The sequence below is a fragment of the Yersinia sp. SCPM-O-B-9106 (C-191) genome, from assembly GCF_026183365.1.
Lineage (GTDB): Bacteria > Pseudomonadota > Gammaproteobacteria > Enterobacterales > Enterobacteriaceae > Yersinia > Yersinia rochesterensis.
The window spans coordinates 1,511,438-1,531,833 of sequence record NZ_CP110791.1; the positions used below are offsets into that span (position 1 = coordinate 1,511,438).

The window sequence follows — 20,396 nt, forward strand, 5'->3', positions numbered from 1 at the left end:
TATCATAATTTCGGCTTTGTTTTCTTTCTGAAATGTTTACTGTTGAGCAGTGATTAGGCAGTTTTAATCTTTGTAACAATCATTTTAAGAATGTGTGGTGCGTAGGGCATTACTGTAATTTATAATGCGCCGGATCAACCATAATGTCTCCAGACAACCTATTTAAGCTGACTAACATGCATGTGAAAATCCGTTTTGCACTATTAAGTTTCTTGCTTTTATCTACTTCTATCAGTGTCGTCCCTGCCGCGATAGCGAGTGGCGGAGGCAATGAAGTTAAAGGAAAGGCCCCTCTTGAATTGGCTTCGGGGAGCGCGATGGTTGTTGATTTACAAACAAATAAAGTCATTTATGCCAATAATGCAGATGAAGTTGTGCCGATTGCTTCAATCACCAAACTGATGACAGCAATGGTGGTATTAGATGCCAAGTTGCCGCTTGATGAGATTATTTCGGTTGATATCCATCAAACCAAAGAAATGAAAGGGGTATTTTCTCGGGTTCGAGTGAACAGTGAAATTAGCCGAAAAGATATGCTGTTGCTGGCACTCATGTCGTCGGAAAACCGCGCAGCAGCCAGTTTGGCTCATCATTACCCCGGTGGATATAACGCCTTTATTAAGGCGATGAATGCAAAAGCTAAATCGCTAGGAATGACGAAAACTCGCTATGTCGAGCCGACCGGTCTGTCGATCAATAATGTGTCGACGGCGCGTGACCTCACTAAATTATTGATAGCGTCCAAACAATACCCACTTATTGGTCAATTAAGTACCACGACCGAGAAAATGGCTACGTTCCGTGACCCCAATTATACGTTGCCTTTCCGCAATACTAACCATCTGGTTTATAACGATAAATGGAGTATTCAGCTGACTAAAACCGGTTTTACCAATCAGGCCGGGCATTGTCTGGCAATGCGTACTGTTATTGGTAATCGCCCTGTTGCATTGGTTATTTTGGATGCTTTTGGCAAATATACTCATTTTGCGGATGCGAACCGCCTGCGCAGTTGGATGGAAACTGGCAAGGCTGCACCCATTCCTGGGGCCGCAAAAAGTTATCGTCAGCAAAAAGATGCTCAAGGGCGTTTAGCTCAAGTGACTGAATAAATACAGTAATAGTCACTGAAAGGCAGAGTTTGCAACCAGCCTGCAACTCTGCCTATAGTATTGGATTAATAGCTATTGCCTTACTGATAACAATTAGAAAATCAGTTTAAATACACCAGTAATGGTCAATAAACCGACAATAAAAATGATTGCAATAATCCACAGTATTATTTTCATTTGTTCTCCCAGACTCCGTATCAAAACCAACATGTGATAGCCACACCAACTTTCGTTGGTGTCAGACTATGACTATAGTTTGTCTGGAAGAATTCATACGGTATGTTGCAGGAATTCGGATAATGCTTAAGTTATTTTAATTTGTCAGATATCCGTCCTCAACACAGTTATTTTGTCTGCCAATATCTAAGTTTCGAGGTTTTGCCGATCCCTGGATTAAAACTATTAGTAGGATCGATCTGCTGGTAAAACGCCTTCAATGCCGGCTTGGCTATGTAGAGGTGCCCGACATTATGTTCAGCTGGGTATTCCGCCCCTTTGTCATTCAGAAGCGCCAACATTTTTTGTTTTAGGGCGTGCGTATCGACCCCTTTCTTCACGATGTAATCCTGATGGAAAACGTGGCAAAAAAAATGACCATAATAGAGTTTGGCGACCAGACATTGATCTATTTCGGGTGGTAGCGTCTCAAACCACTGTTCCTCATTACGCGGCAAAGCAATATCCAGTGCCAGTATATCTTCTACTTTATCGGCATGAACTGCGTGATAACGAATAGCCGCTCCTGCCGCGGCAAAACGATGTAAAAAAGCTTTTTTACCTTCATCAGCAGTACAGGTAATAAAATTACCTTCGGCCGTGGCAAAAAAATCTTTTAAAAATTGCTGTGCTTCAGCTATCCCTTCACCTGACATTTTCAGCATCAAGTGATGCTCATATTTACTACGGTAACTCTTAAGACGCTTGGGTAAATGATTGGGGAGTACCTGGCTGAAACCTTGCATAATACGGTCAGTTAAATGATCTATTAGAAAGGGAACCTTATTAAGGCGGGCATCAATTTTACCTTTTAAGGTGAAAAAACGCGGCATGCTATTGGTGCCCATTTTGTTGATCATCACAAATGTATCTTTGCCATACACTTCTGCAATATCAAAAATATCGCGATGCATATATTCGCCAGCAACGGGTAAATGTTTGAAGTCACGTAAAATAGCACGCCGTAACTCAGTTAAGACCTGAGTCTGATTGGTACCGATATAGAAAACTTGCTGCTGTTTGTCACTGGGGAATGTATCTAACCGAACAGCAAATACAGCTAATTTACCTGCGCATCCAGAGGCCTCAAAGAGACGCCGTGGATCGGCATTAAAACGTGACGGTGTTGACGCATCAATATCTCTCACTCGCGTCGCATATTCATGATCGGATGCTTGTTGGGTCCCCTGATCAATATCACTGACAGGGTAATTGCCTCGCTCCAAGCATTGTAAAATCTCTTCTGGTGTATCGCCTAAATAAATTCCTAAGTGGTTAATTAATTGCAATTCACCTTGTGCATCAATTTGTGCGAATAGCGCCATTTCCGTGTATGCAGGGCCTCTTTGAACCAATGAACCACCTGAATTATTGCAAATACCTCCGATGACGGAAGCACCAATACAGGAAGATCCAATGACAGAATGAGGCTCTCTATCATAAGGTTTTAAGCGTTTTTCTAATTGATTCAATGTACTACCAGGAAAACCAATGACTTGTTTACCATCATTGAGTAGCTGAATTTGATTAAGGCGCAATGTATTTAATATAACAATGGGGCGGTCGTAATCATCACCACTAGGGGTCGACCCCTCAGTCAGCCCTGTATTAGCCGCTTGCATTATAACGATAGTATCGGCTGCAACACAGGCTTGCAGCAACTGCCATTGCTGTAACAATGTAGAGGGGAACACAACCGCGAGGGCAGAACCTGCCCCTGACCTAAAGCCTGAACGATAGCGTTCAGTTTGTCGCTCGCCAGTCAATAAGTAGCGCGCGCCTACGATATGTTGTAATTGAGTCAGTAAGGTTTGCGTTTTTTCATCATAAGAGTGATTCATTCGTGCGGCTCCCTGTAATGACATTTACTTTTTATAGCGTTGGACCTCACACCCGCGTTCAGTCCGATATGAAACAGCTATTTTGGTGCAATGAAGTAAACATGAGGGGCGGAATGCTTTCCTGATAAAACGTGTACTTTGCGAGTTTGCTCACATTTTTTTTGCTTAAAAAGCATTCAGTATTCACATTACTGTGTTTTAAATATTACTAACTCTGATGATTAATTGAGAGGGCAAGACAGAGGATAGTGATGGATTCGCCCTTTAATATCTTGATAAGAGTTTTGATCATTACGCGATGAGGTATAGGATCGGATACAAGAACTACGCTGATTAATAAGGTATTTTATGAGTGAGCATTTTGTGGGTAAATATGAAGTTGAGTTGAAGTTTCAAGTATCGAACCTCACTCAATTACATGAACAGTTAGCAATGCATAAAGCAGTGCCATTTACTGTCAATAATCATGAAAAAGATATCTATCTGGAAGCTAATGGTGGCGATTTAGCGGCTAAACAGATCAGTATGCTTTTACGCGAAATGAATCCATCAGGCATTCGTTTATGGATAGTCAAGGGGCCGGGTACGGAACGCTGTGAAGCGAGCAATATTGAAGATATCGATAAAGTGAAGAGCATGTTGTCAACGCTAGGGTATCAACCCGCGTTTACACTAGAAAAACAACGTAGCATCTATTTTATTGGGAAGTTCCACGTTACGGTTGATAGTTTGGCGGAGTTAGGTAATTTTGCTGAAATAGCCATCATGACTGATGATTTTGCTGCCCTTGATAATCTTAAGGCAGAATGCCGAGAGTTAGCTAACGGATTGGGATTATTAGTAGAACAACAAGAAAACCGTTCATACCGGCAATTGCTCGGTTTCTAACTATTGTATGATTTGTCATTATAAAGTCTTGGCCGCTCTGCGTATCACGGCCAAATAGGTTTATTTCTTCATCAAAGACTTCAAATTGGCGAATGGATTATGGGTGGCAACACCCTGATCATTCTGCGCATCATCCCCGGCAATCACCGTCGAGCCATACAGGTCTGCTTCTGTATATTTAGAGTGTTCATGGTCATGACAAAAAAGACATAGCATCTCCCAATTGCTGCCATCTTCTGGGTTATTACTATGGTCATGGTCAATATGGTGAACTGTTAGTTCTCGCAGGTTGGAATAAACAAATTCTCGTGAGCATTTACCGCAAACCCACGGAAAAATCTTTAATGCTTTCTCCCTATACCCACTTTCTAGACGCGCGTAGTTCTTCGGTATATATGCCATATCAGCCTTCAATTCTACGAGAAACAATGTTTGCATTTTAGCGTGAAAACAGACGGTAGACTATCAACTATTGGCTATTAATCTTTAGGCCATACTTCCTCATTAGAGTCTGCTTCTGTAGGAACATATTGAATCAGTTATAAAAATATATGTCTAGATACTCATGTTGATACTGATAATTTTTGAGACTTTTGCTGATGATTTAAAGGGATAAGTCGTTTTACACTATCACTGAGTTTTTATGATCACCTTTTTATATTATTCAGTATAGAGTTATTGGCATAAGATTATGTGTACTCCCGCTAATAGACTTATTTTACGGCATGCAATACAGCGTGTTTAGCCTGAAATCCTTTGCCGATAGAGTTGAGGCGATATGAAAGAATCTGAGGTACTGGCCGAAGTCAGTAATGAAAACCAGACATTAGTAGCTGTGGTGCAACAAGACCAACGGGTTGTCTACTTCTATATTTATCCGCAAGAAGCATTTGAAGAACGTTTCCCCGTCCGCGCTTGCTGGGTGAGAAATTTGGTCGCAGCTCCAATATCGGCTGATAATACCGCCCTTGAACAAGGACTAGCTCCGCGTTTGGCGGCAGAGTTTTGCCGTAATGTAGCTGGCGAGGCTGAACTTGATGCACAGTTTATTTCGATTATCTGGTCAGAAAGTGATGATGGCGCAGCATTATGGTATCAGGGGCAATTACTGGCGATTATTCCCGGGTGGAGCTTATATATTGATCACTCTGTTTGTTATTCTGCCAGTTGCATTAAAGACAATCCGCTAACATTACCTTTGGGGTCTGCTTCTACTAACCCCCAATATACTCATGCACAAAATACTCGCCAATTTTGGCGGGTTTGGCAGCAGGAGGAAGGGAATCCATGGCCTGCATTGCAGGCTGAGTATATTCAGTGCTATGAACAACACTTTGGTCCATCGGTTAAATATTATGCCATCGATCAAGGTAAGTGGCCGCCTATGGCTATCTCACAGCACGAAAAAGAGGGAATATATTACTTTCTGACGTTGGGGGTTAGTATTCGTCCCCAACCATGGGTCGAAATATTATTTAATGACGATGCTGCTAAATATCGGCGTTTCGAAATGGCTATAGCGATTGATAGCCAATTTGTTAATGAGGACAATGCTATCCATATGGCTAGTGCGTTGGCAGGTTTTGCTCATGTACCTTGGAGTAAAATAACTTGGCTGGGGGAGGGGCATACATTGGAATCAGAAGTCGCCCCTCAAGGGTATGAGGGTTATGTCTTGTCATCAAAGCTTTATGCTAATGCAGACAGCCTAATATTGCCTCTCCAGCAAGATGACCCGGTTAATATATATTGGGCCAGCCCCATTTTTGCCAGCGAAAGAGAATTTGCCCATAGTGTGCCGAATGGCGGGTATGATTTACTGAAAAAGCTACAGCAACAGGGGGTTAATCATATTTTTTCACCCCGTGAGTCCATTATTTAATTTCAACTGGACATGACAGATCTGATTTGCAGATTTTGTTATTTGGGTCTTAACTTAACTATGACGATAGTGGTTTAAGGCCGTAATGTTAAGTTTGTAATAAGTGAGATAGGCAAGCCAGCTATCAGTGAAAATTAATTTTATGGAGGTGTTTATGGGCATACTATCTTGGATTATTTTTGGTCTTATCGCTGGGATTTTAGCTAAATGGATTATGCCAGGAGAGGATGGCGGTGGTTTTATTATGACTATAATCCTTGGTGTGGTAGGTGCGTTAGTTGGTGGCTATATTAGTACTTTCTTTGGGATGGGTAAGGTTGATGGATTTAACCTTGGTAGCTTTGTGGTGGCGGTTATTGGCTCACTGGTTGTGCTGCTTGTCTATCGAAAGTTAAGAAGTTAGCAACTTTTCAGGTGTTTATTATAGTGATTTTAAATAATTATTTTTTGACTAAATAAGCATTAAACAAGAAAATGCTCGCTCATCAAGAATATAAGAAAGGTGGCTAAATTTTGTCACCTTTCTCTCATAAAAATATCATCAATATGTAATAGAAATATTCGTTAATGGCACATGACTAAAGGCAATATGAGAAATATGACATGGGCCAGGCATTATGCAAACTCACTATGGCTGATTACCCAGCTGCGGTGTCAGAACCGCGTAAAAAGGTACTTGCTGTTAAAGGTTTGGTTAAGGCGTATAAGTCACAACACCGAGTTCTGGATGATATTAATTTTGAGCTTCATGCGGGTGAATTCGTCGCAATAATTGGTCGTTCTGGTGCTGGTAAATCTACGTTACTACATGTTTTAAATGGCACTATTCCCAGTAGTGCTGGTGAAATTATTAATTACCATGATAATAACGAAACACAAAATATAGCCGCCCTGACGACAAAGCAGATGCGTAAATGGCGAGCTAAATGTGGTATGATTTTTCAGGATTTCTGTTTGGTTCCTCGCCTTGATGTTATAACTAACGTTTTATTAGGTCGCCTCAGTTACACCTCCACGCTAAAATCATTTTTTAAGATATTTGCGGACCAGGATCGCGCCAGAGCCATCGAATTATTACAGTGGCTTAATATGCTGCCGCATGCTTTGCAACGCGCAGAAAACCTTTCGGGTGGACAAATGCAGCGTGTTGCTATTTGCCGCGCCATGATGCAAAACCCAAAAATATTATTGGCTGATGAGCCTGTCGCTTCTTTGGACCCTAAGAATACGACTCGTATTATGAATACATTACAGAAAATAAGTGAAAATGATATTGCGGTGGTTGTTAATTTACACTCTGTCGATTTAGTGAAAGATTATTGTACTAGAGTTATTGGTATTGCTCATGGGCGAATTATTTTTGACGGTCATCCCTCTATGCTAAATGACACCATTATTCAGGATATATATAGTGACGAATCACCTGAGCTTTTGCATTAACTCCCACTTATCCCTTTATCAGAATAGGTTATTTTAATGAAGAAAGTACTTTGTCTTACCTCATTAGTGGCAAGTGTAATGATATTTAATGCCACAGCAGCGGATGCACCAAAAGAAATTAATCTGGGTATCCTTGGCGGGCAGAATGCAACACAGCAAATTGGCGATAATATATGTGTTAAGGAATTCTTAGAGAAGGAATTAAATGTTAAAACAAATTTGCATAACGCATCTGATTACTCCGGCGTTATTCAAGGTTTGTTAGGTGGAAAGATTGACCTAGTATTAAGTATGTCTCCTTCCTCTTTTGCTTCTGTTTATATCAAAGATCCTAAAGCTGTTGATATTGTAGGTATTGCTATTGATGATACTGACCAATCTCGCGGCTATCACTCTGTCGTCGTCGTAAAAGCAGATAGCCCTTATCAGAAGATTGAAGACTTAAAGGGTAAAGCATTTGGCTTTGCTGACCCAGATTCAACCTCTGGTTTCTTGATCCCCAATCAGATATTTAAACAGAAATTAGGCGGGACACCAGATAACAAATATAACAATTTTTTCTCTAGCGTGACATTCTCTGGCGGGCATGAGCAAGATATTCTTGGGGTCATTAATGGCCAATTTGACGGTGCAGTAACTTGGGCATCGATGATCGGTGATTATAATACTGGATATACTAGCGGCGCATTTACCCGCATGATTCGTATGGATCACCCAGATTTAATGAAGCAGCTCCGTATTATCTGGGAATCTCCCCTTATTCCTAATGGCCCGATTTTAGTCCGCGGTGCTTTGCCACCTGAGTTTAAAGCGCAGCTAGTGGCTGCGGTTAAAAAACTGGATAAAGAAGATCATGGTTGTTTCATCAAAGCGATGGGTGGCAAACAGCATATTGGTGAAACATCACTCAGCGAGTATCAAACTATTATTGATATGAAGCGCGAATTAACCAAAGGCGACCGTTAAGTCGGTCCTGCGGATAAAATATGATAGCTCTGGTTTATCGGGGCTATCATTTTTAGGTGGTAGCTAATTTTGAATACAGACTTTAACTATTACTATCAAAAGGTTCGCGCTAAACAAAAACGTGAAACGTTGATTTGGTCATTGATGTTGGCAATTATCTATCTTGGTGCAGGAAATATTGCTGAGTTTAATTTACATACTATTTTTATTTCTATTCCGCATTTTTTTGATTATCTAGTTGAAACTATTCCCGTACTCCATTGGCATAAATTATTTGCAGATGGTCATACGGAAGGCTCCTTGGCTTATTGGGGTTATCGTCTGCCAATTCAGTTACCGCTAATCTGGGAAACTCTACAACTGGCGGTGGCATCGACGATTTTGTCGGTTATGGTTGCTATTATTTTTGCCTTTTTAGCAGCGAATAATACTCATAGTCCATCGTGGTTGAGATTATCTATTCGCACCTTTGTTGCCTTTTTACGCACTATGCCAGAATTGGCATGGGCGGTGATGTTCGTCATGGCTTTTGGTATTGGGGCTATTCCCGGTTTTTTGGCGTTGGCATTACATACTATTGGTAGCTTAACTAAGTTGTTTTACGAGTCATTGGAAACTGCATCAGATAAACCTGTTCGCGGTCTTGCTGCTTGTGGTGCCGGTAAATTACAACGGATGCGTTTTGCGCTTTGGCCACAAGTAAAACCCATATTTCTTTCCTATAGTTTTATGCGGTTGGAAATTAATTTTCGCCAATCGACCATTTTGGGTTTGGTGGGGGCGGGGGGAATCGGTCAGGAGTTGATGACCTCAATAAAACTGGATCGTTATGATCAGGTGAGTATGACATTATTACTGATTATTATTGTAGTTTCGTTACTGGATTATACATCCGGTAAATTACGCAAACGAGTTGTAGAGGGCGTGTCATAATGTTGACAGACCACTTGAGCGCCGAGCAGCTGGCAATAGTGAAACAACAGCATCCGCAGATTTTCTTACAGCAAAAACGGTATATAAAATCGGTCACGATAATTGCTGTAGGCATTTTTTTATATTATCTTTTTTTCTTCAAAACCTTTGGTATTCCCTGGCAGACATTTGTTAATGGTAGCCAGCAAATAAGCCGGTATTTTTTACGGATGTTTGTCTGGCATGATTTTGTTAATTGGCCATTTAGATATTACTTCGGTCAGATTTTTATTACCTTAGCAATTGTTTTTGCCGGAACAATCACTGCAACCTTGATTGCTTTGCCTCTTTCATTTTTGGCTGCGCGAAATGTGATGTCGACGCCGGGTTTACGCCTTATTTCATTTGTCGTGCGCCGTTTCTTGGATATTTTCCGTGGTATTGATATGGCGATCTGGGGGCTGATTTTTGTCCGTGCTGTCGGGATGGGGCCACTTGCTGGGGTGCTGGCGATTATTATGCAAGATATGGGCTTACTCGGTAAACTCTATGCAGAAGGGCATGAAGCGGTAGATAAATCACCTAATCGCGGTTTAACTGCTCTGGGAGCTAATGCATTACAAAAACAGCGTTTTGGCATTTTCACTCAATCTTTTCCCACCTTTTTAGCTCTCAGCCTCTATCAGATTGAATCCAATACCCGTTCGGCCGCAGTATTAGGTTTTGTGGGCGCTGGCGGTATAGGCTTAGTTTATGCTGAGAATATGAGACTATGGAATTGGGATGTTGTTATGTTTATTACTTTAATAATGGTTGTCATTGTAATGATCATGGATAAAGTTTCTTCCACTTTACGGAAGAAATATATTATTGGTGAGGAAATTCTACTTTATCAACCAACTAATAATATTAAAGCTAAGACTTAATATGTATTTTAATGGTTAAGTTTATTGTTTGTTTATCTCTTACCCTTATTAGTTATTTATTAGAAATAACTAATAAATAATTATATGTCATGGTTTTCAATTTTTGCTATATGTGTATTTTTATTATCAGCCAGATTTACATTGAGAAAATCGGTGTTGATCTATACAATACTGCCCGCTAGGCGTTAAAGACGATTTTTTTCTTGCGATATTCGCGCGCGCCTAATCTAAATAATAGGAATAGGGCAGTAATATGATCAACAACGATGTGCTCCGTAGTGTTCGCTATATGCTTAACGTAAACGATACCAAGATAACAGAGATCATTAAGCTGGCTGATTTTGACGTGGACAATGCGGATGTCGTTAATTTTCTTAAAAAAGAAGACGAAGCTGGATATCAGGATTGTCCTGACCTGGTGATGGCACATTTCCTCAATGGCCTGATTTTCTTTAGACGTGGTAAGGATGACAAGTTCCCTGCGCCAGCGGTAGAGCCAGTCATTACGAACAATATAGTGCTAAAAAAACTACGTGTGGCATTTGAATTGAAAGATACCGATATGCACGATGTTTTCAACGCGGTCGAATTCCCAGTATCTAAGCCTGAGTTAAATGCATTGTTCCGTAAAGAAGGCAGTAAAAACTTCCGTCCTTGTGGTGATCAGGTATTGCGTTATTTCCTTAAAGGTTTGACATTGCGTATTCGTGGACCTAAAAAATAAAATTAATTATTTTGATATAAAAGGCCAATATTAATTTCAAGTAAAGAAGGAGTGGCATTATGCTATTCCTTTTTTATTTAAATATATTTCTTATAGTTTAATTCATTTAAAATATCAATTTTCTACCCTTTTTAATTAAATGTAATCCTCGCATCCTTTTGATGAATATCCATTTTTCGAGAGTCGTGGGACGGTAAAGTATTTCACACTATATATTGACTTGCATACGGCAAATGAGAGGTTACGAGATTATTTTCATAGTGATAATATTTGGAATAGAAATATCTAGGAATTCAAACTTCGTTCGATTTTTATCTAGAGTAGGAGGACAGGATACTAATATCGAGCTTGATAGTATCCGTGTCCTGTCTACTATTTAAGTGACTTTATGGCAGTCGAGTGTTATCGATTGGTAGAGAATCTGATGATCCCCATTCGGCCCAAGAGCCATCATATAAAGACACCGATGTTGCATTTACTGCAGCTAATCCCAGAACAATCACCGCAGCCGTAACCCCTGAGCCACAGCTGGTAATAATAGGTTTGGCCAAGTCCACACCTTGGGTGGCAAAAATACTCTTCAGTTCTTGTGGTGATTTCAGATTGCCATTTTCAATCAGGCTTCCCCAAGGCACATTAATACTACCGGGAATACGGCCCAACTGCAGGCCGGGACGCGGCTCTGGATCTTGTGCTTTAAATCGACCAGCCGGGCGAGCATCTATAATTTGTATTTCATTGTTTCCTAGTGCGGCTAAAACTTCATCAACACTTTTGACTGCGGCGCCATTGAATATTGCTTTGAAGGTTTGAGGTGTTGGGTGTGTCGGGCCGCTCTCTAATGTAAAACCTGCTTGCTGCCACCCACTAAAGCCACCAGCCAATATATATACTTTTTTGGCACCAAATATACGGAATGTCCACCAAACTCGCGGTGCTGAAAACAAATTGCCATCATCATAAATGACTAGGGTTTGCTGCTCATTGATCCCTAGTTGACCAGCCATCTCACTGAATACTTGTGGGGATGGCAACATATGAGGTAAACCGGTGTTGTTATCTGCAACTGCATCAATATCAAAGTAAACAGCCCCAGGAATATGCCCTTGTTCAAACTCGGCCTGAATATTTCTTTTAGGGGTCAGTCCCGGAGGTGACATTCTGGCATCCAGAATAGTGATATCGATATCATTAATATGATCTGCCAGCCATCGTGGTGTTACCAGAAAAGGTGAGTTCATCGCAAATTTCCTGTCGAAGTTATACAGAAGCAGCTTAGTTAAATGCTTCATTGCAGTGCTTACTATATAACGAAATGACGGTATTGAAACCTTGAGTTATCAGTGATGCGTAGTGCCTCGAAAATTGAGGTTTTTTTTCATTTTTATAATGAAAGAAAATGAATAATTCATTTTTTGTGTTTTATACTTTAGTTTTGTGAGCTGGATGGTGAGATTTAATACTTATTAATGCAAGTTTTCATTGGGTTTAACCGATTAATTGTACTAGCTCGCAAAAAGGATTTTTAATTTCATCCTCCACTTGAATGTGAAATTTTAATTTCGTATAACCCTTAACATGCAAAGTTTTTTGGTGTGGAGTTAATCTTAACCAGACGAGGAAATAAAATGCAAAAGGTTCGAATTGGCCTTATCGGCACCGGATATATTGGTCGTTGCCATGCCATTGCTTATGCACAGGTTGCGACTGTTTTTCCTTTAAAGGGGGTACCGATATTAGAAATGCTGGCAGAAGTCACGCCAGAATTGGCCCGGCAACGTGCTGCTGAGTTTGGTTTCTCCCGATCGACTGCAAATTGGCAAGAATTGGTAGCCGACCCAGCTATTGATGTAGTAGATATTTGTGCACCAAATTTCTTACACAAGGAAATTGCTCTCGCGGCTATAAGCCATGGCAAGCATGTTTATTCCGAAAAACCTCTGGCTCTTAATGCAGCAGATGCCAAAGAAATGACTGAAGCGGCACGTGAAAAAGGTGTGAAAACGCTGGTGGGATTTAACTATATAAAGAATCCCACCAGTCAGTTAGCACGGGAGATTATTGCCAATGGCGAGATTGGCGAGATCGTGCATTTTTACGGCACTCATAATGAAGATTATCTGGCAGACCCGCAGACACCGTTAGATTGGCATTGTACTAAGGCGCAGGCAGGGTTAGGAGCATTGGGCGATTTAGCCGCCCATATAGTCAATATGGCCCATTATCTGGTAGGTGATATCACAAGTGTATGTGGGGATATGCAGACAGTCATTAAACAGCGGCCCGACCCGAAAAATCCCTCTTTGTTACGGACGGTAGAAAATGAAGATCAGGCAGGAGCACTCGTGCGTTTTGCTAATGGAGTAATGGGGACTATAGAGACATCACGTATTGCATGTGGCCGTAAAATGGGTTTGACCTATGTGGTCACGGGAACTAAGGGCACAATTAGTTATTCCCAAGAGCGCATGGCGGAATTACAACTCTATCGTCATGATGAACCTCAGTCCAGGCAAGGATTTAAAACATTGCTTACAGGGCCATTACATCCGGACTACGCAGCATTTTGTGTGAGTTCTGGGCATGGTATTGGATTTAACGACCAAAAAACGGTCGAAATCCGTGATTTGATTAACGGAATTGCTGCTGGAGATCGTATGTGGCCAGATTTCGAAGAAGGTTGGAAAGTCTCCAAAGTGCTAGATGCTATTGCTATTTCAGCAGAAGAGTTGTGCTGGGTTAATGTAGTAGAAGACTGATATGGTTGACAATAGCTCAATGTTTTTCGACCTCTGTTACATCATTATATAGGATGATTATCTCATTCTCAGATTTACATAGTATTTTAAGTTAGTTAGCAGCAGAGATTATTAAGTTAATACTGGCTGGAATTATGCCAAGTATGAGCCTTTAATATGTCTTCTGCTGATACCAAATTGAATCACCGTGAAGCCGGAGTCGCTTATTACCTTAACGAGCAGCAACGAGCGCGGATAAAATTGTTATTTCGTTCTTGGATATGGCGATTGGAATTGCCTACCTGGATATTGATTGGGATTATTTATACTGGCTGGTTTGCCTGCGTTATCTATTGGCAGCAATTAGGCTTGGTGCTTGGTAGTACATTGCTAATATTATTAAGCGCGTGGTATATGTCGCTACAACATGAACTGATCCACGGTCATCCAACTCGCTGGCGACGGTTTAATCAACTATTAGGCACTTTGCCATTAGCAGTTTGGTATCCCTATGGTCTTTATCGTGATTCCCATATTCAGCACCACAACGACGAAGACTTGACTCACCCAGAAAAAGATCCAGAGTGCTATTATTACACTGCAGAACAATGGCAGCGTTTGCCGCCATTATTCAAAAGCATTGTGCGTATTAGCAATACTTTTATTGGCCGATTAATTCTAGGGCCAGCACTGGATATCATTGATACTATTCGCAGCGCAATCAGTGCATTTATTACTGGCGATCGCCCTGCCATTACGATGTGGTTGGTTCATTTTGGTTTACTTGGCTTATTGTTTCACTGGATGGCTGGTTATGGTATTTCGGCTATTTTCTATATTTTGGTGATTAGCTATCCAGCACTTAGCCTGACCAAAGTTAGATCCTTTTTTGAGCATCGTGCAGCTGAAAATAGCGCAGCACGTTCTACCTTAAATGAGGCGGCATGGCCGTGGCGTCTACTATTTTTAAACCTCAACTATCATTTGGTCCATCATGATTTACCTGCTTTACCTTGGTATGGGTTACGCCAGATTTATCTGGAAAGTCGAGTCCAATATCAGCATCGCAGCGAGCAATTCGTGGTGAACGGCTATACTGAATGGTTCGAAGCATTTGTTTTTACAGCTTTGGAGATAGAAATCCATCCCTTTTACGATAGTGAAAATAAAGCTCTGACTGAGAGTATACGAGACACTGTGATTGACAGTGGAGATAGGCGGCCCGAGTCAGTCTAAAGCGCCGATCAAAGTGAAAGCGAGGACGCTGGGATACCTATAAAACCATAGGACTTGTTTTCATCGACCCGTATTTTACTGTTGTTATATACAGCTATTTGTGTAATCTTAACGGTTAATCTTATCAGCAAAATTCTTTTAAATACTTAGCTATCATACTGTTATGCATAAGATAGATTAGCCTTCTAGCCTAGTTTGGCTTGAATAATATATTTAATATCAATTGGTTATTTGGTTTGTTTTTGACTAAATCTAATATGATTGCTGATTTGTTAATGGTTTTGGTTTTATGCCTTGTTAGTATCGGCGTTTTACAGACATTAACGAGATAACTTTCATTAACCCTTGAGCACATAGAGGTAAAGCATGGCAAAGACCCTAACCCGTAGCCGGATTTTTGCGTTAGCCACAGTAATATTGGCTGTGTCAGGCGGAGCATCACAGGCTGCTGATACTGTCCGTGTTGGCTCAAAAATTGATACTGAAGGCTCATTGCTGGGCAATATTATAGTGCAGGTTCTTGATGCTAATGGAATTAAAACAACCAATAAATCCCAGTTGGGCACTACCAAAGTGGTGCGTGGAGCTATCACCGCTGGTGAGATTGATATTTACCCTGAATACACGGGTAACGGCGCTTTTTTCTTCTCTGATGAAAAAGACCCTGCCTGGAAAGATGCAAAAGCAGGCTATGAAAAAGTAAAAAAATTGGATTATGAGAAGAATAAGTTGGTGTGGCTTTCACCTGCGCCAGCGAACAACACTTGGACCATTGCTGTTCGCCAGGATCTAGCTAATGCGAATAATTTGAAAACATTAGATGATTTAGGTAAATGGATAAATGCGGGGGGCAAATTCAAATTGGCTGCCTCAGCTGAATTTATTGAAAGGCCTGATGCCCTGCCAGCTTTCCAACAAGCATACGGTTTCACATTAAATCAAGACCAACTGCTGTCATTGGCTGGTGGTGACACGGCGGTAACAATTAAAGCGGCTGCTGAGCAAACCTCTGGAGTTAACGCCGCCATGGCGTATGGAACTGATGGTCCGGTCGCTGCATTAGGGCTACGAACATTGGAAGATACTAAAGGTGTACAACCTATCTATGCACCAACCCCAATAATTCGTGAAGCCACATTGAAAGCGCATCCTAATATTCCTGCTTTACTTGATCCCGTATTTGCCACACTTGATAGTGCAACCCTACAAAAACTGAATGCTCGCATTGCAGTAGAAGGTCAGGATGCGAAGAAAGTTGCTGCTAATTATCTGAAAGAAAAAGGGTTTGTTAAAGGATAGTGATGTATATCTGGGATGGTGCTATAGGTATTTATTCTATCGCCTATAGCGCCATCGAATAAACAGATAATCTATTGTTATAAAAGGATTATCTGTCAGGGAGATGGGGTTTATGGTTGTAAAAAACCGAGTTCTGCTGGCGCTGGTTCTTTTAATGATTTTATCGGGGGTAGGCTTTTCTTTTGTGAGCCATGCACCGAATCGGTTGATCTCTGGTCAGGGTATTTCATTAATATCATTGATAGCAGGGCCTGTTTGGTGGCTGTTAGTGCCGATACTGATGCTATCTGCTTTTGCATTCTTTAAACAAAATATTGTGGTGTTTTGGTCAACAGTTTTGATAGCCGAAATACTGTTGTTCAGCCTGTTGTTACTGGCTGGAACAACAGCTACACAACTTGCTGGTGGCGAAGAAAGCCTCGCGCGCACGTCACTCGGTAGTGGATTTTGGTTGATGAGTGGGATGAGCATATTGATTGCTGTTGATAGCTTGGCCCGTGCGGTTGTGAATCCTGTTTGGCGTAGTTTGGCGAGTGTTTTGTTAGTTCTGCCAGTGGTAATATTGTTGGCAACCGGGCAACTTGATCAATTGTCATTAATGAAAGAGTACGTTAATCGCCAAGATGTGTTTGATGATGCATTATGGCGACACTTTCAAATCCTGTTGGCAACACTGATACCTGCCGTATTCTTGGGCATTCCCCTTGGTCTATTCTGCTTTCGCTCTCATCGCTTTCAAGGCACCATTTTTTCAACATTGAATATTATTCAAACTATTCCATCCATTGCTTTGTTTGGCATGCTGATAGCCCCTTTAGCTGGGTTGGCTGCGGCTATTCCTTGGTTAGCGGAGCATGGGGTGAGTGGTATCGGGTTAGCTCCTGCTATCGTTGCACTGGTGCTTTATGCTTTATTGCCATTAGTACGCAATGTAGTTGCTGGGTTAGAGGCCGTACCTGACAGTGTTGTTGAATCGGCGCGAGGGATGGGAATGACCCGCACTCAGCTGTTCTTTCAGGTTCAGATACCGATTGCAATGCCATTTATTTTATCCGGAGTTCGTATTATTGCTGTGCAAACCGTCGGGTTGGCTGTTGTCGCTGCGTTGATTGGGGCGGGGGGATTGGGCGCGATTGTATTTCAAGGTTTACTGAGCAGTGCATTGGATTTGGTGCTGTTGGGCGTAATCCCCGTGATAGTGATGGCGGTATTAGTTGATTCGCTGTTTAAATTCATCATTATTTTTATGGATACTTCGCATCGATGATTCATTTCCATCAGGTAACTAAATATTTTGCCGGCAAACGGGCAGTAGATAACCTAACGTTACAGATTGCTAAAGGGGAATTTACTGTGCTGATTGGAACCTCGGGTTCCGGTAAGTCGACCACATTAAAAATGATTAACCGACTTATTGAACATGATGAGGGGGAGATCCATTTTGCTGGTGAGGAGATTCGTAATTATAAGTCCGAAGATATACGACGTCGCATGGGCTATGCAATCCAATCCATAGGGCTCTTCCCCCATTGGACTGTGGAACGCAATATTGGCACCGTACCGCAATTGCTCAAATGGCCTCAGGAGCGAATCCGTCAACGGGTTATTGAATTGCTTGAGTTATTGCACCTGGATCCCGAACAGTTTCTTCATCGCTATCCTCATCAATTATCAGGAGGGCAGCAACAACGGGTAGGTGTTGCCCGAGCTTTGGCGGCAGATCCAGAAGTATTGTTGATGGACGAGCCATTTGGTGCATTAGACCCAGTGACACGTTCAGCATTGCAGTTCGAAATTACCCGTATTCACCAGTTATCGGGTCGGACTATTGTTTTGGTCACTCATGATATTGATGAAGCTTTGAGTTTGGCTGATCGTATAGTGTTGATGGATGGCGGGCGAGTTATTCAGCAAGGGACACCTCTTGAAATGTTAATTCAACCCGCTAATGACTTTGTTCGTGATTTCTTTGGTCGCAGTGATCTTGGTATCAAGCTGTTATCACTTGGACGGGCTGAACAACGAGTAAGGCGTGGTGAAACTTTGGTTGGACAACCAATACTCGGTACGACTAGCTTGCGTGAAGCACTCTCCCTGTTTGTGTCGCGTCAGACAGATAAATTACTGGTTGCTGACGAATATGGGCAATCATTGGGGGTGCTTTATTTTGCTGATCTGATAGCTGATGCGGATAAGGGGGGATCATGAAACCGACTGCTGTCAAAACAGGTGATGTGAAAGAGATCCCTCTGGAAAAACTCAAGTCAGGATTATTGTATTGTTTAAAAGACCCTCTCTGTTGGGCATTACTCTTACTGGCAGGCTTAGTTTTTGGTATGACGTCTTTGGGCGGTTTTTTTTCGGCGCTATTCCCTGATCTCGACAGACCTATTTATATGCAGGATACATTTTGGTCACTGGTGATTGCCCATGTTTTTTTAGTACTGATTTCCAGTATTATCGCTGTTTTCATTGGGGTTAGCGCAGGTATTGGAGTGACTCGCCCGGCAGGGAAAGAGTTTCGTTCGGTGGTAGAAACTATTGTCGCGATGGGGCAGACATTTCCACCTGTTGCGGTACTCGCTATTGCCGTCCCTGTGATGGGCTTTAGCGAAAAACCTGCCATTATTGCCTTAGTGCTTTATGGTTTATTACCTATTTTACAGGGGACTATTACGGGTATTGAGTCTGTTTCCAGGGATATCCGTGAGGTAGCCGAAGGGGTGGGGATGAGCGCCCGACAGATTTTATGGCGTGTGGAATTGCCTTTGGCAGCACCGGTTATTGTCGCGGGCATCCGAACGTCAGTCATTATCAATATTGGTACTGCTGCTATCGCTTCAACTGTCGGGACGAAAACTCTAGGTTCTCCAATTATTATCGGACTAAGCGGTTTTAATACTGCTTATGTTATCCAGGGCGCAATTGTAGTCGCCTTATTGGCAATTATTACGGATATGATTTTTACCCGTTGGAACCGGCGTTTGTCTCGTTGGCGGGAATTACAATCTCTCCCTGCCGTAAAACATAACTGATCCTCCAGTCTGCTGCTCTTTTTAAGTAGGTGGCTATAATGATTTCACTGCCCATGTATGGGGTTCGGCCGGAACAAGATGTACGGCCTTTTTGGCAGTTATTATCGCAACAGCTGCGCAGGCATGGTGTGTCAGGAGTAAGTGAACAGTTACTCTGGCCTTTAGATTTATTACAGCATTGGCGCGACCCTACACTGCTGTTGAGCCAGACTTGTGGTTTTCCTCTGGTGACTCAGCTGCAACAACAGGTACGGTTGGTTGGGGTATTCAGTTATCAATCACCTTATTGTTCTGGTGAATATTACCGCAGTTTAGTGGTTGTTCGTGGCGACGAACAAGGCGAGCAATTGTCTGACTTTCGTCATCGGACAGTTGTCTACAACAGCACAAACTCCCAATCAGGGTATAATGCGTTACGTGTTTTGATTGCCCCATTGGCGGTTAATGGGCGTTTCTTTTCGCGTCGTGTAGCCTCGGGTAGCCACTATCGTTCAATTGAAATGATTCAACAACGGCAAGCAGATATTGCCGCGATAGATTGTGTTAGCTTCGCATTATTACAGCGTGATAATCCAGCGGCCGTTACCGGGTTAAAGATTATCGCGAAAACTGACGTTGCACCTGGGTTACCACTTATTACTTCGGTGACAACATCTGAAAAAGAGCTTATCCAGATACGTCAGGCCATCAGAGCCACAGTCAATTCGCCAGCGGCGACTTCAGCTAAGGCTATATTATTGATCAATGGATTTAGCGTATTACCCTGGTCGGCCTATAACGTTATTAAACAGATGCAAGAAAAGGCTGCTGCATTAGGCGTAATAACCCTTTAAAACAGGCAATAAGGAAGCCTTGATTCTCGATGAGATAGGCTAAGGCAGAGGTATAAAGACAATAGTAAAACAGCCATCCTAAACTTCAATCACGCAGCCAGTCATGAAGAACTTCTCAGCAAAAAAATAGTATAAATATCAATTTGTTAAATTATTTTTTCACTAACAGTGAAATACTCACCTGTGCAAATATGGTCTGGTGTTGTGTATTGTTCATGCTGTCATAGGCTTTTATTTCTGTTACGCCAGCCCAGCCTATCTCTTCCTGAATGCTGTGTGGCAGACATCAGTCCAATTGGTGAATTATCATTCGGTATTATATCAGTGTAATGGCCGTCTTGATGATCA

19 protein-coding genes are annotated in these 20,396 nt (G+C 41.8%); 16 read left to right on the forward strand and 3 right to left on the reverse strand.

The genetic code is table 11. The annotated features are described in order from the left end of the window. Nucleotides 1-176: 176 nt before the first annotated feature. On the forward strand, nt 177-1,112 hold the full coding sequence (gene pbpG, locus OP863_RS06955; RefSeq protein WP_038639635.1) for a D-alanyl-D-alanine endopeptidase: 936 nt from the start codon (nt 177-179) through the stop codon (nt 1,110-1,112). A gap of 344 nt (nt 1,113-1,456) precedes the next feature. Here the strand turns inward: pbpG and dld are convergent, their stop codons facing one another. Then, nucleotides 1,457-3,169 (reverse strand): D-lactate dehydrogenase, encoded by a 1,713-nt coding sequence (dld, locus tag OP863_RS06960; RefSeq protein ID WP_265526015.1) that lies wholly within the window; start codon nt 3,167-3,169, stop codon nt 1,457-1,459. A 348-nt stretch (nt 3,170-3,517) separates the two neighbouring features. Here dld and OP863_RS06965 point away from each other — a divergent pair, with 348 nt between their 5' ends. Then, nucleotides 3,518-4,057, forward strand: coding sequence for a class IV adenylate cyclase (locus tag OP863_RS06965; protein WP_145509487.1), 540 nt, complete (start codon nt 3,518-3,520; stop codon nt 4,055-4,057). Nucleotides 4,058-4,117: 60 nt separating this feature from the next. Here the strand turns inward: OP863_RS06965 and yajD are convergent, their stop codons facing one another. Beyond that, nucleotides 4,118-4,459 carry an HNH nuclease YajD gene (gene yajD / locus OP863_RS06970; RefSeq protein WP_005158894.1) on the reverse strand — a complete coding sequence of 114 codons (342 nt, stop codon included), beginning with the start codon at nt 4,457-4,459 and terminating at the stop codon, nt 4,118-4,120. 376 nt (nt 4,460-4,835) lie between these two features. Here yajD and OP863_RS06975 point away from each other — a divergent pair, with 376 nt between their 5' ends. The 7 genes from OP863_RS06975 to OP863_RS07005 all read left to right on the forward strand — a co-directional run bounded on the left by OP863_RS06975 (nt 4,836) and on the right by OP863_RS07005 (nt 10,907). Next, nucleotides 4,836-5,939 carry a suppressor of fused domain protein gene (locus tag OP863_RS06975; RefSeq protein WP_050291426.1) on the forward strand — a complete coding sequence of 368 codons (1,104 nt, stop codon included), beginning with the start codon at nt 4,836-4,838 and terminating at the stop codon, nt 5,937-5,939. A gap of 154 nt (nt 5,940-6,093) precedes the next feature. Beyond that, on the forward strand, nt 6,094-6,342 hold the full coding sequence (locus OP863_RS06980) for a GlsB/YeaQ/YmgE family stress response membrane protein (RefSeq protein WP_004391521.1): 249 nt from the start codon (nt 6,094-6,096) through the stop codon (nt 6,340-6,342). A gap of 200 nt (nt 6,343-6,542) precedes the next feature. Then, entirely contained in the window at nt 6,543-7,379 is an 837-nt protein-coding gene (gene phnC, locus OP863_RS06985; protein ID WP_265526016.1) for a phosphonate ABC transporter ATP-binding protein, read from the forward strand. 36 nt (nt 7,380-7,415) lie between these two features. Then, nucleotides 7,416-8,345 (forward strand): phosphonate ABC transporter substrate-binding protein, encoded by a 930-nt coding sequence (gene phnD / locus OP863_RS06990; RefSeq protein ID WP_038634495.1) that lies wholly within the window; start codon nt 7,416-7,418, stop codon nt 8,343-8,345. A gap of 69 nt (nt 8,346-8,414) precedes the next feature. Beyond that, entirely contained in the window at nt 8,415-9,278 is an 864-nt protein-coding gene (gene phnE / locus OP863_RS06995; RefSeq protein WP_038634492.1) for a phosphonate ABC transporter, permease protein PhnE, read from the forward strand. Next, nucleotides 9,278-10,183: a phosphonate ABC transporter, permease protein PhnE gene (phnE, locus tag OP863_RS07000; protein ID WP_038634490.1), complete on the forward strand. Its 906-nt coding sequence runs from the start codon at nt 9,278-9,280 to the stop codon at nt 10,181-10,183. The genes phnE (OP863_RS06995) and phnE (OP863_RS07000) overlap by 1 nt, the downstream gene beginning before the upstream one ends. Nucleotides 10,184-10,436: 253 nt before the next feature. Then, on the forward strand, nt 10,437-10,907 hold the full coding sequence (locus tag OP863_RS07005; protein WP_032820273.1) for a DUF1456 family protein: 471 nt from the start codon (nt 10,437-10,439) through the stop codon (nt 10,905-10,907). Between the two features lie 386 nt (nt 10,908-11,293). Here the strand turns inward: OP863_RS07005 and sseA are convergent, their stop codons facing one another. Next, nucleotides 11,294-12,148, reverse strand: coding sequence for a 3-mercaptopyruvate sulfurtransferase (gene sseA, locus OP863_RS07010; protein WP_265526017.1), 855 nt, complete (start codon nt 12,146-12,148; stop codon nt 11,294-11,296). A 387-nt stretch (nt 12,149-12,535) separates the two neighbouring features. On the opposite strand from sseA, the gene OP863_RS07015 reads away from it, so the two are divergent. From OP863_RS07015 to OP863_RS07045, 7 genes are all read left to right on the forward strand, one after another. Further along, a complete protein-coding gene (locus OP863_RS07015) occupies nt 12,536-13,666 on the forward strand; it encodes a Gfo/Idh/MocA family protein (protein WP_038634483.1) in 1,131 nt (376 codons plus the stop codon). Between the two features lie 156 nt (nt 13,667-13,822). Continuing rightward, nucleotides 13,823-14,881, forward strand: a complete 1,059-nt coding sequence (locus OP863_RS07020; protein WP_145585815.1) for a fatty acid desaturase — start codon at nt 13,823-13,825, stop codon at nt 14,879-14,881. Nucleotides 14,882-15,247: 366 nt separating this feature from the next. Beyond that, nucleotides 15,248-16,180 (forward strand): ABC transporter substrate-binding protein, encoded by a 933-nt coding sequence (locus OP863_RS07025; protein ID WP_145587882.1) that lies wholly within the window; start codon nt 15,248-15,250, stop codon nt 16,178-16,180. A gap of 112 nt (nt 16,181-16,292) precedes the next feature. After that, entirely contained in the window at nt 16,293-17,447 is a 1,155-nt protein-coding gene (locus OP863_RS07030) for an ABC transporter permease (protein ID WP_145587880.1), read from the forward strand. Then, nucleotides 17,444-18,388 carry an ABC transporter ATP-binding protein gene (locus OP863_RS07035; RefSeq protein ID WP_145587878.1) on the forward strand — a complete coding sequence of 315 codons (945 nt, stop codon included), beginning with the start codon at nt 17,444-17,446 and terminating at the stop codon, nt 18,386-18,388. Before OP863_RS07030 ends, OP863_RS07035 begins: the two co-directional genes overlap by 4 nt. Before the next feature lie 128 nt (nt 18,389-18,516). Next, nucleotides 18,517-19,215, forward strand: coding sequence for an ABC transporter permease (locus OP863_RS07040; RefSeq protein WP_271301885.1), 699 nt, complete (start codon nt 18,517-18,519; stop codon nt 19,213-19,215). Between the two features lie 38 nt (nt 19,216-19,253). After that, nucleotides 19,254-20,048, forward strand: a complete 795-nt coding sequence (locus OP863_RS07045; RefSeq protein ID WP_265526019.1) for a phosphate/phosphite/phosphonate ABC transporter substrate-binding protein — start codon at nt 19,254-19,256, stop codon at nt 20,046-20,048. Nucleotides 20,049-20,396 lie beyond the last annotated feature (348 nt).